The organism is Trinickia sp. LjRoot230 (assembly GCF_964253315.1).
Taxonomy (GTDB): domain Bacteria; phylum Pseudomonadota; class Gammaproteobacteria; order Burkholderiales; family Burkholderiaceae; genus Trinickia.
Genome location: NZ_CAXUQX020000001.1, coordinates 176,793 through 190,630 on the forward strand (window position 1 = coordinate 176,793; position 13,838 = coordinate 190,630).

The window sequence follows — 13,838 nt, forward strand, 5'->3', positions numbered from 1 at the left end:
AGGCGGTAGACGAAGATGTTGCGCACGAGCCCCAATCCCTCTCGCATACGCACGCTGCGTGCGGCGCTTTCGCTGATTCATGCGGGCGCGCTCGCCGGCGTGCTGGCGGGCACGTTCACCGGTTGCGCGTATGTCGAGCAGCGTCAACCGATCACGCAACAGCCGATGACGGCCATGCCGCCTGTGCCGCCGCAGCCGCAGCCGACGGGCTCGATCTACAACGCCGGCTTTGCGGGCCGGCCTCTTTTCGAAGATCAGCGGCCCCGCAATATCGGCGACATCCTGACGATCGTCATCGCTGAAAACGTCAACGCCACGAAGTCGTCGGGCGCCAACGCGAACCGCAGCGGCTCGACTAACCTGTCGGTGCCGACCGCGGGCTTTCTGAGCGGCCTTTTCAATAAGGTGAACCTCGACGCATCGGGCAAGAACGGGTTTGCCGGCACGGGCGGCGCGAACGCATCGAACACGTTCAACGGCACGATCACCGTGACGGTCACGAACGTGCTGCCGAACGGCAACCTCGTCGTGAGCGGCGAAAAGCAGATGCTGATCAATCAGGGCAACGAGTTCGTGCGCTTCTCGGGCGTCGTCAATCCGAATACCGTGGCGGGCGACAACAGTGTGCTCTCCACCCGCGTGGCGGACGCCCGCATCTCGTACTCGTCGAAGGGGTACATCAACGAGGCCGAGACCATGGGCTGGTTACAACGCTTTTTCCTGAACATCGCGCCGTGGTAATCATGCATACCGTATTCACTCAGCGCGTTGTCGCCAGCGTCCGTTCGTTCGCCGCGTTCGCCGTTTTAGTTATGGGGCTTGGCATGCTGATGCTCTGCGCGGCCCCCGCGCATGCCGAACGTCTGAAGGACTTGGTGCAGATTCAAGGTGTGCGCGATAACCCGCTGATCGGCTATGGCCTGGTGGTCGGGCTCGACGGCACGGGCGACCAGACGATGCAAACACCGTTCACGACGCAAACGCTGACGAACATGCTGGCGAACCTCGGCATTTCGCTCAACAGCACGGGCTCGGGCGGATCGTCGTCGTCGAACATGCAGCTCAAGAACGTGGCGGCCGTGATGGTGACGGCCACGCTGCCGCCGTTTGCCCGCCCCGGCGAGGCGATCGACGTGACGGTTTCGTCGCTCGGCAACGCCAAGAGCCTGCGCGGCGGTACGTTGCTGCTTACGCCGCTCAAGGGCGCGGACGGCCAGGTCTACGGGTTGGCACAAGGCAACGTCGCGATCGGCGGCGCGGGCGCCAGTGCCAACGGCAGCAAGGTGCAGGTCAATCAGCTCGCGGCCGGGCGTATCACCGGCGGCGCGATCATCGAGCGCTCGGTGCCGACGCAGGTTTCGCAAGCGGGCACCATGCAAATGGAGCTGAACGAGATGGACTATGACACAACGCAGCGCATCGTGGCCGCGGTCAACAACGCGTTCGGCAGCGGCACGGCAACGCCGCTCGACGGCCGTACGATTCAATTGCGCGCACCGACCGATCCGGCTTCCCAAGTCGCGTTCATGGCGCAGTTGCAGAACATCGAAGTGCGTCCGGCGCAGGCCGCGGCGAAGGTCATTCTGAACGCGCGCACCGGCTCGATCGTGATGAACCAGATGGTGACGCTGCAAAGCTGCGCGGTCGCGCATGGCAACTTGTCGGTCATCGTCAACACGACGACGGCGGTCAGCCAGCCGAATGCGTTCTCGAACGGTTCGACCGTGGCGGTGCCGCAGTCGCAGATCCAACTCAAGCAGGACAACGGCGCGTTGAAGCTCGTCACGGCCGGTGCGAATCTGGCGGAGGTCGTCAAGGCGCTCAATACGCTTGGCGCCACGCCGGCGGACCTGATGTCGATCCTGCAAGCGATGAAGGCGGCAGGCGCGCTGCGCGCCGACCTCGAAATTATTTAGGGCGGGTCCGCGGCGACTCGTCCCCAGGAGGCAAGATGCAATCGAATGTACAGAACACGGCCGGCGATCTCTCGCAGCGCTTCGCGCTCGACGTGCAAGGCTTCGACAGCCTGCGTGCGCAGGCTGCGGCCTCGCCGCAGCAAGGCCTCAAGACGGTCGCCAAGCAGTTCGATGCCGTGTTCTTGCAGATGATGCTCAAGAGCATGCGCGAGGCGACGCCGCAAGAAGGCCCGCTCGACTCGCGCGATGGCGCGCAATTCACGTCGATGCTCGACGAGCAGCTTGCCCAGCAAATGTCGGCCAAGGGTGTCGGCGTGGCCGATGCGCTGACCAAGCAGCTTGCACGCGCGGCAGGTTTGACGGGGGCCAACACCAGCGGGGCAGCGGGAGCGGCCGGTACGTCGCATGCGCTCGGCGCGTTGAGCGGCAACGCGGGCGGCATCGGCAGCGAGGGCAACACCGCGATGGTGAACGCGCTCGCGCGGGCCTATTCGAATGCATCGGCCAACGGCGCGTTGGCGAAGGGTTCGGGCTACTCGGCGGCCAGCGCGCTGACGCCGCCGCTGCACGGCAACGGCAATTCGTCGAAGGTCAACGCCTTCGTCGAGAAGATGGCCGGCCCGGCGCAGGCAGCCAGCGCGGCCACCGGCATCCCGGCGCGTTTCATCGTCGGCCAGGCCGCGCTCGAATCGGGCTGGGGCAAGAGCGAAATCAAGAATGCGAATGGCACGACGAGCCACAACGTGTTCGGCATCAAGGCGACCAAGGATTGGACCGGCAAGACCGTGTCCACCGTCACCACCGAATACGTGAACGGCAAGCCCCAAAAGGTCGTCGAAAAATTCCGCGCCTACGATTCGTACGCGGATGCCATGACCGACTACGCGAATACGTTGCGCAACAACCCGCGTTACGCGTCGGTGCTCAACCACTCGCGCGATGCCGCAAGTTTTGCCCACGGCATGCAGCGCGCAGGCTACGCGACCGACCCGCACTACGCGAAGAAATTGATTTCCATCATGCAGCAAATGGTGTGACGCAGCGAAAGCTCACGGGGAGCGCATTCAAGCGCGGGGCGTGTTAGCAGAAGACGGTGCCGGCCGGCTGCCAGATGGCGGCTGGCCGAAGCCGCTTGAGGTGTGCAGTTAAAAAAAATATTTCCGAAATGCCTCTAAACTTTGCACGTTTGATGCCGCTAATCAGACAGTCCCTGTTTGGATTCGTTGTAACGGATCCGAAAGTACGTGTGTCGGCGCCTTCATCGCGCCGCGCGTTTCACGCATATGGCAAGCCATGGAAACCAATCAGTCGAGCACTTCGACGGAGGACGCTGCAGCACAAGCCGCTTATGATTTCGGCCGGCGCAACGCGCTCGAAATCGGTGTGCAATTGCGTAACCTCGCCAATCGCGGCGACTTCCTGACCGTCCAATACAAGAACGGGCAGCTGGTCACGCGCATTCTCGACGTCGATGTACGCGAGCGCACATTCGTCTTCGACTGGGGCGCCCTGGCCGAGCAGAACCGGGGCATGCTGGCTTCGCCCAGCTGCACCTTTCGCGCGTCACCCGAAGGCGTGCGCGTTGAATTCTCCACAGTAACGCCGACTGAAACCCGCTTCGAGGGCCTTGCCGCATTCGAAGCGCCGTTCCCCGAAATCCTGTTTTACATGCAGCGTCGCGAGTATTTCCGCGTCGATGCACCGATTCTCGACCCTTATTTCTGCCGCGGCTTGTTGCCCGACGGCGATACTTTTCGCTTTGAGATCCACGATATCTCGCTGGGCGGCATCGGCCTGCGCACGACCGACGAACGTGTGGTCGAACTGCCGATGGGCGCGACACTGCAAGACGTCGAAGTCAACCTGACCGGCTACGGTACGCTTTCGCTCGATCTCGAACTCGTCTCGCTGCGCGCCACTGAACTGCCGAAAGGCGGTCGACGCTTTCAGCTCGGCATGCGCTTTGTCTGCCTGCCGGGCAGCGCCGAAAACACGCTGCAGCGCCTGATCACGCAACTCGAGATGAAGCGGCGCTCGCTCGTGAAGGCGTAAGCCCGCTTAGGCGGCTCGCGAGCGAGCGGGCGGCGGCGTGCCGCATTTTCGATGCAAATCGAGGTGAATCGAGGCGCGATTGCCCTTCAAGTTTTCCGCGCGCGGCCGATATACATGTGTTCCCTCAACGCGGCGGCAGCATGGTTGCTGTGCGCCCTTCAGGAAGACGCATGTCCACCAACATTTTCAGCATCGGTCTCTCGGGGCTCGCCGCCTCGCAGTGGGGCCTGACGACGACCAGCAACAACATCAGCAACGCGTCGACGCCGGGCTACACCGTCGAAAACCCCGTCTACGCCGAAGCGAACGGACAGTTCACCGGTTCGGGCTATGCGGGCGGCGGTATTGCCACCGTCACGGTTCAGCGCAACTACAGCCAGTATCTGTCGACGCAGCTCAACAACGCGCAATCGGCGAGCAGCGCGCTGACGACCAACTACAACATGGCGTCGCAGCTGAACAACCTGATCGGCAACCCGACGGCCGGCATTTCGACCGCGATCACCAGCTATTTCACGGGGCTGCAAGGCGTCGCGAACAACCCGAGCAGCCTTGCCTCGCGCCAAGGCGCGATGAGCGCCGCGCAAACGCTTGCGACTCAAATCAGCGCGGCCGGCTCGCAATACGATCAGTTGCGTCAGTCGATCAATCAGCAATTGACGACGGCGGTCAATCAGATCAACAGCTATTCGAAGCAAATCGCCGATCTGAACAGCCAGATCGCCAGCGCGAGCTCGCAAGGTCAGCCGCCGAATCAGTTGCTCGACCAGCGCGACCAGGCCGTTGCCGATCTCGCGAAGCAAACCGGCGTCTCGGTCGTGCAAAACGCGAGCGGCTACAGCATTTTCTTGAGCAACGGGCAGCCGCTTGTTGTCGCCAACCAGAACTTCGAGCTTGGCACGGCGGTGTCCTCGGGTGACCCGAGCGAACTCGCGGTGACCTACAAGGGCAGCCCGGGCGGCGCCTCGCCTACGACGCAGTATCTGGCGGGCTCGATTTTGTCGGGCGGTGTGGTGGGCGGGCTGCTCGCGTTTCGCAGCCAGACGCTCGACCCGGCCGAAGCGCAGCTCGGTGCCATTGCGACGAGCTTTGCCGCGCAGGTGAACGGACAAAACGCGCTCGGGCTCGACTTGTCCGGCAATGCCGGCGGCAACCTGTTCTCCGTCGGCGCACCGGCCGTCTACTCGAACCTGAACAACACGGGCACGGCAACGCTCACGGCATCGTTTGTCAACGCGGGGCAGCCGACGACGAGCGACTACACGCTGGCGTACAACGGCACGACATACACGTTGACCGACAGCGCCACGGGCACGACCATCGGCACGGCCGCATCGCTCGCGCCGAGCGCGACGATCGGCGGTCTCGTACTGAGCGCGGCGGGCACCATGAATGCCGGCGATTCGTTCACGATCCAGCCGACACGCGGCGCGCTCAATACCTTCGCGTTGACCACGACGAACGCATCGCAAATCGCAGCTGCTTCGCCCGTGCTCGCCTCGGCATCGGCATCGAATACGGGCTCCGGTGCGATCACGCAAGGCACGGTGACGGCCGGCTACAACATGCCGAACACACCGACGACGCTGACTTACGACGCCACGACGGGCACATTGTCGGGTTGGCCAGTCGGCTCGACGGTGTCGGTCAACGGCGGTGCGCCGACGACGATTACCGCCACGACGACGATTCCGTATTCGACGGGCGACGCTTTCACGATCAACACGACGCCTTCCACCGCCGGCCCTAATGCGGTCAGCTTCTCGATCAGCGGCGCGCCGGCGAATGGCGACACCTTCACGATTGCGAAGAACACTGGCACCGCCGATGGCCGCAACGCGTTGACGATGTCGAAGCTGATCTCGCAGACGACGCTTGGCAACGGCACCGCGACGCTCACCGGCGCGTACGCGAATTACGTGAACAACGTCGGCAATGCGGCGAGCCAGCTCAAATCGGCGAACACCGCGCAAACGGCGCTCGTCTCGCAGATCTCGGCTTCGCAGCAGTCGGTGTCAGGCGTCAATCTCGACGAGGAAGCGGCGAACTTGATGCAGTTCCAACAGCTTTACCAGGCGAACAGCAAGGTAATCCAGACCGCTGAGTCGATGTTCCAGACCCTGATGGGCATCTTCGGATAAAGGTTCATACGATGCGTATTTCCACGTCGCAGTTTTACAGCCAGGGTGTCCAGACGATGGACAACCAGCAAAGCCAGCTCAATCAGCTGTATCAGCAGATTTCGACGGGGCAGTTGCTGCAGACCCCGGCCGACAACCCGCTCAACGCGGCGCAGGCCGTGCAGTTGACGATGACCTCGGCCACGATTTCGCAGTACACGAGCAATCAGAGCGCGGCGCTCTCGTCGTTGCAGTTTGAGGACACCACGTTAAGCGGCGTGACGAGCGTGATGCAGGGCATCAACTCGCTGATCGTGCGGGCCGGCGACGGCACCATGCAGGATTCGGATCGTGTTTCGATTGCGAAGACGATGCAAGGTTACCGCGACCAACTGCTGACGCTTGCCAATACGAGCGACAGCAGCGGGAATTATTTGTTTTCGGGTTTTCAGGCTTCGACGCAGCCGTTTACGAACAATCCGTCGGGCGGCGTGAATTATGTTGGCGACAACGGCATTCGCGAAATGCAGGTGGCCGACTCGCGTCAGGTGGCGACGAACGATAGCGGGGCGAACGTGTTTTTGTCGGTGCCGGCGATTGGCACCGCACCCGTGTCGGCGGGCTCGTCGAGCAATACGGGAACGGGCACGATCGGACGGGCGACGGTGACGGACCCGACCGTTGCGACCAATAGCGACCATTACACGATTACGTTCGGTGGAACCGCAGCGGCGCCTACTTATACGGTGACGGACAATACGGCGGTGCCGCCGACCACGACACCTGCCGCGGCGTATGCGGGCAATGCGCCGATTGCGCTTGGCGCGGGCATGACGGTGACGGTTTCAGGCGCGCCTAACCCTGGCGACACGTTTTCGGTGACGCCGTCAACGACCCCGGCCAACAGCAGCGTGTTTTCGACGATCGATTCGATCATCGCCGCACTGCAAACGCCGGCTGATGGCAATAATGCGGCTAAAGCGACGCTTTCGAACGATCTGGCAACGGGCCTCACGCGTTTTCAGAATTCGCTGACGGCCGTGACGGTGGTACAGGCGTCAGTGGGTGGGCGCGAGCAGGAATTACAGGCGTTGCAGACGACGACCAAGAACAACGCGTTGCAAGCGTCGAGCGATTTGGCGAATGTGACGAGCGTGGATATGGTGACGGCGATTAGCCAGTATCAGCTCACGCAAAATACGTTGCAGGCCGCGCAGCAGAGCTTCGTGAAGATTCAGGGGATGTCGCTGTTTCAGTACATCAACTGAGCGGGGCCTTCCCTAGGCGCCCCTTACTTGACGCCTTGAAGGTGTCTTACTCGCGGCGCGAGATTCGGCTCGTACCTATACGAAACCGAATCCGTCATCTTCATCATCTAATCGCTGACACAGCATAGCGATCGCTATGCTGTGTCGAAGCGCGCCAGCATGGCTCTTGCTTTCTGCTGATGAGCGGCGGGCAACTCCGTGACGAGTTTGTGGAGCGCGGGCAGCCACTGCCCTTGTTGATCGGTGGGCAAGCGGGCGACCGAATCGACGCACCTCTCGAACGCCGGCTGCAGGGCGGCTTCCGGCAGTTTCGCGACTCGTTTGACGAGCGCGGCCAACAGATCGATGCGCTCGGACGGTAGACCGAAGCGGATCTTTTCGTAATAGTCTTCGAACGCCGACAACTCGTCGTCGCTCAGGTTGAGGATCGAGTCAATGACGCGCTCGAACGCCGGCCGCCGCTGGGCTTCCGGCAGCAATCCGATCTGGCTGGTCAGCGCGGCCAGCGGCCGGCCGTCAGGCGGGCCGTGGAGGATCTCATCCAGGATGCGCTCGAACCCCCGCTGCCGGTGAGCTATCGGTAGCCACCCGACCACGCAAGCGAGCTCGACCAGCGGCTCGCTGCGCTGGTCCTCGGGCACGCGGACGACCTGATCGATGAGGCGCGCGTGTGCCGGCAGCTGGACGACTGGCGGCAGATACTTGACTTGGCGGGCGAGCTCGGCCAGCGGCTTGCCGAGCTGGTCGTCGGGTAGGTGGATGGTCTGATCGACGACGCGCCCGAAAACCGGTGACATGGCCGCTGCCGGCAGTTGCCCGAGCGCGCCGGCGAGTTCGGCCAGGAGCTCGCCGCGTTGAATGTCGGGCACGCGAAAGTGCTGAGCGAAGATGTCCTCGAATGCCGGTAGCCGTTGGGCTTTGGGCAACCATGTGATCTGGCGCGCGAGCGCGGCCAGTGGCAGGCTGCGCTGGTTATCGGGCAGCCGGAGGATCTCATTGAAGACGCGCTTGAACGCCGGCAGCTTCTTGGCTTCGGCTTGGCGCGGGACCATATAGGCAACCGCGGCCAGCGGCTCGCTGCGCTGTTTGGCGGGCAGGCGGAGGGTCTCGTCGAAGATGCGCTCGTACATCGCCGGTTGGTCGACGTCCTCCAGCGAGTAGTAAATCTGGTTCGCGAGCGCAGCCAGCGGCTCGCCGCGCTGGTGATCGGGTAGGTCGATGATCCGCTCGAAGACGCGTTGGAACTCCCGCGGCTTGCCGGGAAACGGCAACGACCAGATCTTACGGATCAGCTTGGCCGGCAGTCCGTCGCGCTGGCTTTCGGGCAGGCTGAGGATCTCATCGAAGAGCATTCGGAATAGCGGCTGCAAGTGCTGGATGTCGGCTTCCGGCAGCCTGCTAAATTGGTCGACGAGTTCGGCCAGCGGCCCGGCGCGTTGGTGGTCGGGCAGCTTCAGAGCCTGAATGTAGACGCGTTCGAACGCCCGCAGCTGCTCGGCTTCCGGTAGATCCCCGATCTGGCGGGCGGAATCAATCAGATCGTCAACCTGTTTCTGGGAAACATTGGGTTGCGCAGATGGAGCGCTACTGCCGAATGAGACCGACGTCCTGGCGCGGCCAGGCTCCCCGGATTCGGCCTTGGAGCCGAGCTGACTGAGGCCGCCCAGCACGCCTGTAGCGTCTTGGGTGCGAGGCGTGGCGGGATCGGCGGGCGGGGTCTTAGGGGATTGTGTCGGGTCGGGCTCGGGAGCTGTGCCGCCCGCGCCGATGCGAGGTGCGTCCATTTTTCTGGCATCCGTGATGGAAGCGGTATTCCATAGCATGGGCGGGGCGCATGCCTTTCCAAAGGCGAAGCGCGGTTCCGGATACCGAAACACTGGTTGCGCGCTCGTTGCTACCTGCAAGGCGATCAATCTACAGAAGCGCCGATGGCCTATCTCGGAAGTTTAAAAATGACTTGTATGAATGGTCACCTTTTGCCAGGGTAATGACGATGGTCATGTGGCCATAGGAGTAAAGATGGAAAGCAATCAAGTATCGAAGTCCGAATTCAAGGCGAAGGCGCTTGAACTTTTTCGCCAGGTTGAGGCATCCGGCGAAAGCGTCGTCGTGACCGACCACGGCAAACCGACGTTGGAAGTCCGGCGGTACCGCAACAACGAGCGGAATCCTTTTGACGTTTTGCGCGGCTCCGTTGTTCGTTACGACGACCCAACAGAGCCCGTTGACATCGAGTGGGAAGCTGCACGGTGATCGTCCTGGATACGCACGCGCTGGTTTGGTGGGCGAATCGTTGTGTCTGCAATCTCGGCTGGAAAAGCAGAATGCTTGCGTCGAGGTCATCAGCAGTGCTGATCGGAGCGTCGAGCATGGTTGCCTCACCCGGCGCGCCCGAGAGGGATTTGCGGCCGCAACGAGGCGCTAAAGGCGCTCGATTTCACGCGGCTTCAATCCAGTCGCGCGGAGGGCCTGCACAAGCGAATCGTCAAAGTGAAGGAGCGAGGGCGAAGGGCCCGTCAAAGCTACGCTCGTTAAAGTTCTCAGTGCGGCGACGCCACCGCGGTGTGCCAGTGCGCCCAACTTATTGGTACGCTTTCGCATCTCATTGATGCGGGGGTCCCCGAGTTCGTTTTCTTCGATATCACGCTGCTCTTGCAGCGCCTCAGAGTTGTCGTGGCCGATGTCTGTCGTCCCTAAGATCTCTAGAAGCTCTAATTCTTCGTGAACGTCACGCAGCGCGGACAGCGCATCAGCGTTGTCGAGACTGATGTTCGCCAGTTGTTTGTACGAATGGCCGAATATCGTCCCGAGCACTTGTAGAAGCCCGCACAGTTCGCCGGCATTGGGCAGCTCCGTCTGGTCGGAGTATGCGTTCGTTAGCGCATCGAGCGCATCGGCACCGCCTGCTTTTACGAGGGTGACGAGTTGCGCAGGCAGCAGGCCGAGCTGTTCGGGCACCTGTTGATCGGTACGGTGGCGGTCAATCCGTAAGGCATTGCAGAACTGCTGCAACCGCCTAAAAATACCGAGAGTATCCTCGGTCTTACCGCGGCTGCCGACAATTTGGTCGATTTGGTCGCTCGAAAAGCCCAGGTCCTTCAGGCTACTCACGAGGTTGTTCAATTCCTCCCTTATCGGGCGCTCTTGACTCTGTCGACCTGTCGTCGTGGCTGCTTGCCCCGCGTCCGTAGTATCCACCGGGCTCTTGAAAGATGCTCCCGTACGCTGGCCGGGCGCCATCCCGGTGCGAAGCGAGTCTATATCCGGCTGAACCGGCGGCAGGGATGGGTCTGAAAGCGAGCCGGTTTCGTCTGACTGAGCGTCAGCCAAATCGCCGATGCGCCTCGGATCAACTCCTCCGGCGCCCGAGGTAGCTCCTTGAATACCACTCATGATCAACATGCTCCTGTTTGACGTAACGAGAATGGCTCAAAATTTAGGGCAAATCATGGGGGGCTTCGCGGCTGCATGCGAAGTGGGTCCGGGTGGCGCGCACTGAATCGGGACGGCCGACGCGCGAAATCGCGCAGACTTCGCTTGACCGGTCACCTGCTCGTGCTCCGGGCTCTACCCGCCTCGACACGGCCGCACTAGCGGATATGACAGCTAGTGGCAGGCCGCACGGCCCTGCGCGCCATGACGCAGCGAAAAGCGCTTAACATGCTCGCGATGCTGGCTATTCGAGCCGGCGACTGATTCGAGGAGCCATCGAGCGACATGGGAGCGCTCAGTCATACCCTCGTGCTCGCCGGTCCTTGGTGGACGCAAACGCTCGCGGATTTCGGTGCCGATGTCATCAAGATCGAGCAGCCCGGCGCAGGTGCCGACATCCGGCACTGAGGCCCGCCCTACTCGAAGACACCGACGGCGCGGACACGCGCGAGGCCGCTTACTATCTGTGCGCGAATTGCAACAAGCGCACGGTCACCGTCGACATCGCCTCGCCCGACGAGCAACGAATTGTCCGCGAGCTCGCCGCGCAAAGCGGCGTGGTTCTCGAAAACTACAAGGTCGGACAGCTCGCGAAATACGGGCTCGTAATGCTCGTAGAGTCTTTGCTGCGACATGAACTTCTCTGAGCCGAAGCTAGATGGCTTTCGCGCCGGGCTCGCCAGGAGCATCGAACTCGCGCCCGCTGTCGCTCGTGCGCGAGTCCGCACTCATCGATGTCTGACTGACAGACGTTGAATTGCCTTGACGGCGCGATCCGTGGCGTTTTTTACACTGCCGTCTCGGTGTATTGGCGCATCGGCGCGAATGCATTTGAACAACTCGGACAGCTTGAGCGGAATGCTTTGCGCGTTGCTTGCGATGCGCTCGGATAAATAGCGATCGATTACGACATTGCGGCTTGGCCACCATTCCGGGCTGACCACCATGACAGGAATGCCTGCAAACGCGGCCTCGACAAGAACCGATGTGGGCAAGCCAATGACCGCATCAGCGGTAACGAGGATATCGAATGTTGGCTTATCGGCGACCAGGGCAGCGTTAATGCAATTGCCATCTTGCTGGACGCGGAATAGCGCTAGCCATTGCCGCCACGGATCGAGCGCTTCCCGAGGGTGTGGCTTGATCAACAATTCAAGCGGGGCATGCGCGGCCAGATGCGGTAGTAGGGCCTGTATCGCCTCGATGCCGTGGTCTGCTTCGATGTCCTCAGCCGGCGTCGAGAAGAATGCGACCTTCAGCGATGCAGCACGTTTTCGTTGCAGCCTGGCGAGGCCGACATCGGCGGAGATTTTTTCCAAATGCGGATGCCCGACGATATCGACATCCGAGGGTGCGGCCTTGCATGTTCTGACAAGAACTCGCTTGATCCCGGAATCGACCACGCCATAGCGAGTAGGTCTGGTCGATCTACGTTTTTTCTGTAAAAAGCGATCGGGGATCTTGACCCAACCATCCACTAGCGCCAGCGATGGAACACCGGCTGCTCGTGCGGCTGTCCAAGCTAACTGTTCAACGTCGGTCCGCACGCTTGTACCCGTGACAATGATGTTTGGGCGAAATCGCTTTATTTGGCGGTGGAGTTTTTGGGCGAGCGTGTGCTTCGACAAGCAGACATGCTCTCGACAGGAACTTGCCCAGATATCGCGCGACGGCCCGAAGCCTATACCCAAGCACGTGTGTCCACGCCGTTTGATGCGCTCGGCGACGACTCGTAACACGTTGCCACCGCCGGCATCATGCGAAAAGAAGAGGGCACGCATGAATTTATTGAGGAAGTGTTGAGAGAACTCGCATGATAGGCAGAAGACGCGTTGGGCTCATTTTGCCGTCGTCGCCGGCACCAATGGCGCGTCCGGATTCGTGTTTGCACACCGCCGTGTGCGTCGCCTCGACAAAGAGGATGTGGAAATCAGACGGGTCTGGAAAGGCGCTGGTCGCGCATCAACGCATCGATCCCGCCACGCGCTCCATCGCATCGACGCCCATATCGAACAGATGCGAGAAGAACGGGATCATATTGGGCAGCATCAGCTGAACGAGCAGCAGCCCGACGAGCAACGTGACCGGAAAGCCGACTTGAAACACGCCGATTTGCGGTGCCGCGCGGTTGAGAATGCCGAGGGAGAGAGTGGCGACGAGCAGTGCGATGACAACCGGCAACGCCAGCAACAAGCCGGCAGAAAAGATCGCGCCGCCCCACTGCACGAGCGTGCGCAAGCCTGTTGCGCCGATCACGCCCGCACCGATCGGCACCGACTCAAACGAAGCGATCAACGCATTGACGACTTGCAAGTGTCCGTCGAACGCAAGAAAAGCGAGCAAAGCAATCGTATTCAGAAAACGCGCGATGACTTCGGCCGAAGAGTTGGAACTCGGATCAAAAAACGTGGCAAAGCCCAAGCCCATTTGCAAGCCGATCAGCGAACCGGCCATCTCGACGGCGGTAAACACGAGCTGCATCGTCAATCCGAGCGCCGCGCCGATCAAGAACTGATTCACCATGATCCACACGCCCGCAGCCGAGAAAACGGTTGCTTGCGGCATCGCGCCGAGCGTCGGCGCGACGATCAGCGTAGCGAACGCGGCCAACCCGATCTTGACGCGCGTGGGCACGGACGTGTGGCCGAATGCCGGCGCGGTCGCAACGAGCGCTGCAATGCGCACGAACGGCCAGAGAAAGGCCGTGAGCCACGCGTTCAACTGCGCATAAGTAACGGTGAACATCGTCAGAACGCCTGACCAGCGCAGAGCGTGCCCGTCATCCGGCCAGCGATGGAATGCTCGTGAACATCTGGCGCATATAGTCCAGCGCGATGGAAAGCATCCACGGGCCAGCAATGACGAGCGTGACCGTCACGGCCACGAGCTTCGGAATGAACGAAAGCGTCGCTTCGTTGATCTGCGTGGCGGCCTGAAAGAAACTGACCAGCAAGCCGACAACCAGCGACACGATCAGCGGCGGCGCGGTCAACAGCAGCGCCACGTACATCGCGCGATGTGCGAGGGTAAGGACGGATTCGGGCGTCATG

12 protein-coding genes and 1 pseudogene are annotated in these 13,838 nt (G+C 61.7%); 8 read left to right on the forward strand and 5 right to left on the reverse strand.

Annotation, left to right across the window (positions count from 1 at the left end; translation table 11 throughout):
* The first annotated feature begins 15 nt into the window (after positions 1-15).
* The 6 genes from flgH (at position 16) to flgL (ending at position 7,356) form a co-directional block, all read left to right on the forward strand.
* Positions 16-741, forward strand: a complete 726-nt coding sequence (gene flgH / locus ACSQ20_RS00790) for a flagellar basal body L-ring protein FlgH (protein ID WP_436016549.1) — start codon at positions 16-18, stop codon at positions 739-741.
* Positions 742-812: 71 nt separating this feature from the next.
* Positions 813-1,916: a flagellar basal body P-ring protein FlgI gene (locus ACSQ20_RS00795; RefSeq protein WP_436022814.1), complete on the forward strand. Its 1,104-nt coding sequence runs from the start codon at positions 813-815 to the stop codon at positions 1,914-1,916.
* 35 nt (positions 1,917-1,951) lie between these two features.
* Positions 1,952-2,953 (forward strand): flagellar assembly peptidoglycan hydrolase FlgJ, encoded by a 1,002-nt coding sequence (flgJ, locus tag ACSQ20_RS00800; RefSeq protein WP_436016551.1) that lies wholly within the window; start codon positions 1,952-1,954, stop codon positions 2,951-2,953.
* A 256-nt stretch (positions 2,954-3,209) separates the two neighbouring features.
* Positions 3,210-3,968 (forward strand): flagellar brake protein, encoded by a 759-nt coding sequence (locus tag ACSQ20_RS00805; protein WP_436016553.1) that lies wholly within the window; start codon positions 3,210-3,212, stop codon positions 3,966-3,968.
* Between the two features lie 170 nt (positions 3,969-4,138).
* Entirely contained in the window at positions 4,139-6,109 is a 1,971-nt protein-coding gene (flgK, locus tag ACSQ20_RS00810) for a flagellar hook-associated protein FlgK (protein WP_436016555.1), read from the forward strand.
* Positions 6,110-6,120: 11 nt separating this feature from the next.
* Complete coding sequence (gene flgL / locus ACSQ20_RS00815) at positions 6,121-7,356, forward strand: flagellar hook-associated protein FlgL (RefSeq protein WP_436016557.1); 1,236 nt, start codon at positions 6,121-6,123, stop codon at positions 7,354-7,356.
* Positions 7,357-7,490: 134 nt separating this feature from the next.
* On the opposite strand, the gene ACSQ20_RS00820 is transcribed toward flgL, so the two are convergent.
* Positions 7,491-9,140, reverse strand: coding sequence for a hypothetical protein (locus ACSQ20_RS00820; RefSeq protein WP_436016559.1), 1,650 nt, complete (start codon positions 9,138-9,140; stop codon positions 7,491-7,493).
* Between the two features lie 235 nt (positions 9,141-9,375).
* Between ACSQ20_RS00820 and ACSQ20_RS00825 the strand changes: the two genes are divergently transcribed.
* On the forward strand, positions 9,376-9,609 hold the full coding sequence (locus tag ACSQ20_RS00825) for a type II toxin-antitoxin system Phd/YefM family antitoxin (protein WP_436022816.1): 234 nt from the start codon (positions 9,376-9,378) through the stop codon (positions 9,607-9,609).
* A gap of 168 nt (positions 9,610-9,777) precedes the next feature.
* On the opposite strand, the gene ACSQ20_RS00830 is transcribed toward ACSQ20_RS00825, so the two are convergent.
* Positions 9,778-10,758 (reverse strand): hypothetical protein, encoded by a 981-nt coding sequence (locus tag ACSQ20_RS00830; protein ID WP_436016561.1) that lies wholly within the window; start codon positions 10,756-10,758, stop codon positions 9,778-9,780.
* Between the two features lie 315 nt (positions 10,759-11,073).
* Here ACSQ20_RS00830 and ACSQ20_RS00835 point away from each other — a divergent pair.
* Positions 11,074-11,393, forward strand: a pseudogene (locus ACSQ20_RS00835) (CoA transferase); the annotation flags it as partial.
* 123 nt (positions 11,394-11,516) lie between these two features.
* On the opposite strand, the gene ACSQ20_RS00840 reads toward ACSQ20_RS00835, so the two are convergent.
* The 3 genes from ACSQ20_RS00840 to fliQ all read right to left on the reverse strand — a co-directional run bounded on the left by ACSQ20_RS00840 (position 11,517) and on the right by fliQ (position 13,837).
* Entirely contained in the window at positions 11,517-12,416 is a 900-nt protein-coding gene (locus ACSQ20_RS00840) for a hypothetical protein (protein WP_436016563.1), read from the reverse strand.
* 334 nt (positions 12,417-12,750) lie between these two features.
* Complete coding sequence (fliR, locus tag ACSQ20_RS00845) at positions 12,751-13,533, reverse strand: flagellar biosynthetic protein FliR (RefSeq protein WP_436016565.1); 783 nt, start codon at positions 13,531-13,533, stop codon at positions 12,751-12,753.
* Between the two features lie 34 nt (positions 13,534-13,567).
* On the reverse strand, positions 13,568-13,837 hold the full coding sequence (gene fliQ / locus ACSQ20_RS00850) for a flagellar biosynthesis protein FliQ (protein WP_436016567.1): 270 nt from the start codon (positions 13,835-13,837) through the stop codon (positions 13,568-13,570).
* Position 13,838: the final 1 nt, after the last annotated feature.

Bases quoted from the DNA above. Each gene is read 5' to 3' on its own strand.
- flgH (WP_436016549.1), top strand. From the start codon at position 16: ATGTTGCGCACGAGCCCCAATCCCTCTCGCATACGCACGCTGCGTGCG.
- ACSQ20_RS00795 (WP_436022814.1), top strand. From the start codon at position 813: ATGGGGCTTGGCATGCTGATGCTCTGCGCGGCCCCCGCGCATGCCGAA.
- flgJ (WP_436016551.1), top strand. From the start codon at position 1,952: ATGCAATCGAATGTACAGAACACGGCCGGCGATCTCTCGCAGCGCTTC.
- ACSQ20_RS00805 (WP_436016553.1), top strand. From the start codon at position 3,210: ATGGAAACCAATCAGTCGAGCACTTCGACGGAGGACGCTGCAGCACAA.
- flgK (WP_436016555.1), top strand. From the start codon at position 4,139: ATGTCCACCAACATTTTCAGCATCGGTCTCTCGGGGCTCGCCGCCTCG.
- flgL (WP_436016557.1), top strand. From the start codon at position 6,121: ATGCGTATTTCCACGTCGCAGTTTTACAGCCAGGGTGTCCAGACGATG.
- ACSQ20_RS00820 (WP_436016559.1), bottom strand. From the start codon at position 9,140: ATGGACGCACCTCGCATCGGCGCGGGCGGCACAGCTCCCGAGCCCGAC.
- ACSQ20_RS00825 (WP_436022816.1), top strand. From the start codon at position 9,376: ATGGAAAGCAATCAAGTATCGAAGTCCGAATTCAAGGCGAAGGCGCTT.
- ACSQ20_RS00830 (WP_436016561.1), bottom strand. From the start codon at position 10,758: ATGTTGATCATGAGTGGTATTCAAGGAGCTACCTCGGGCGCCGGAGGA.
- fliR (WP_436016565.1), bottom strand. From the start codon at position 13,533: ATGTTCACCGTTACTTATGCGCAGTTGAACGCGTGGCTCACGGCCTTT.
- fliQ (WP_436016567.1), bottom strand. From the start codon at position 13,837: ATGACGCCCGAATCCGTCCTTACCCTCGCACATCGCGCGATGTACGTG.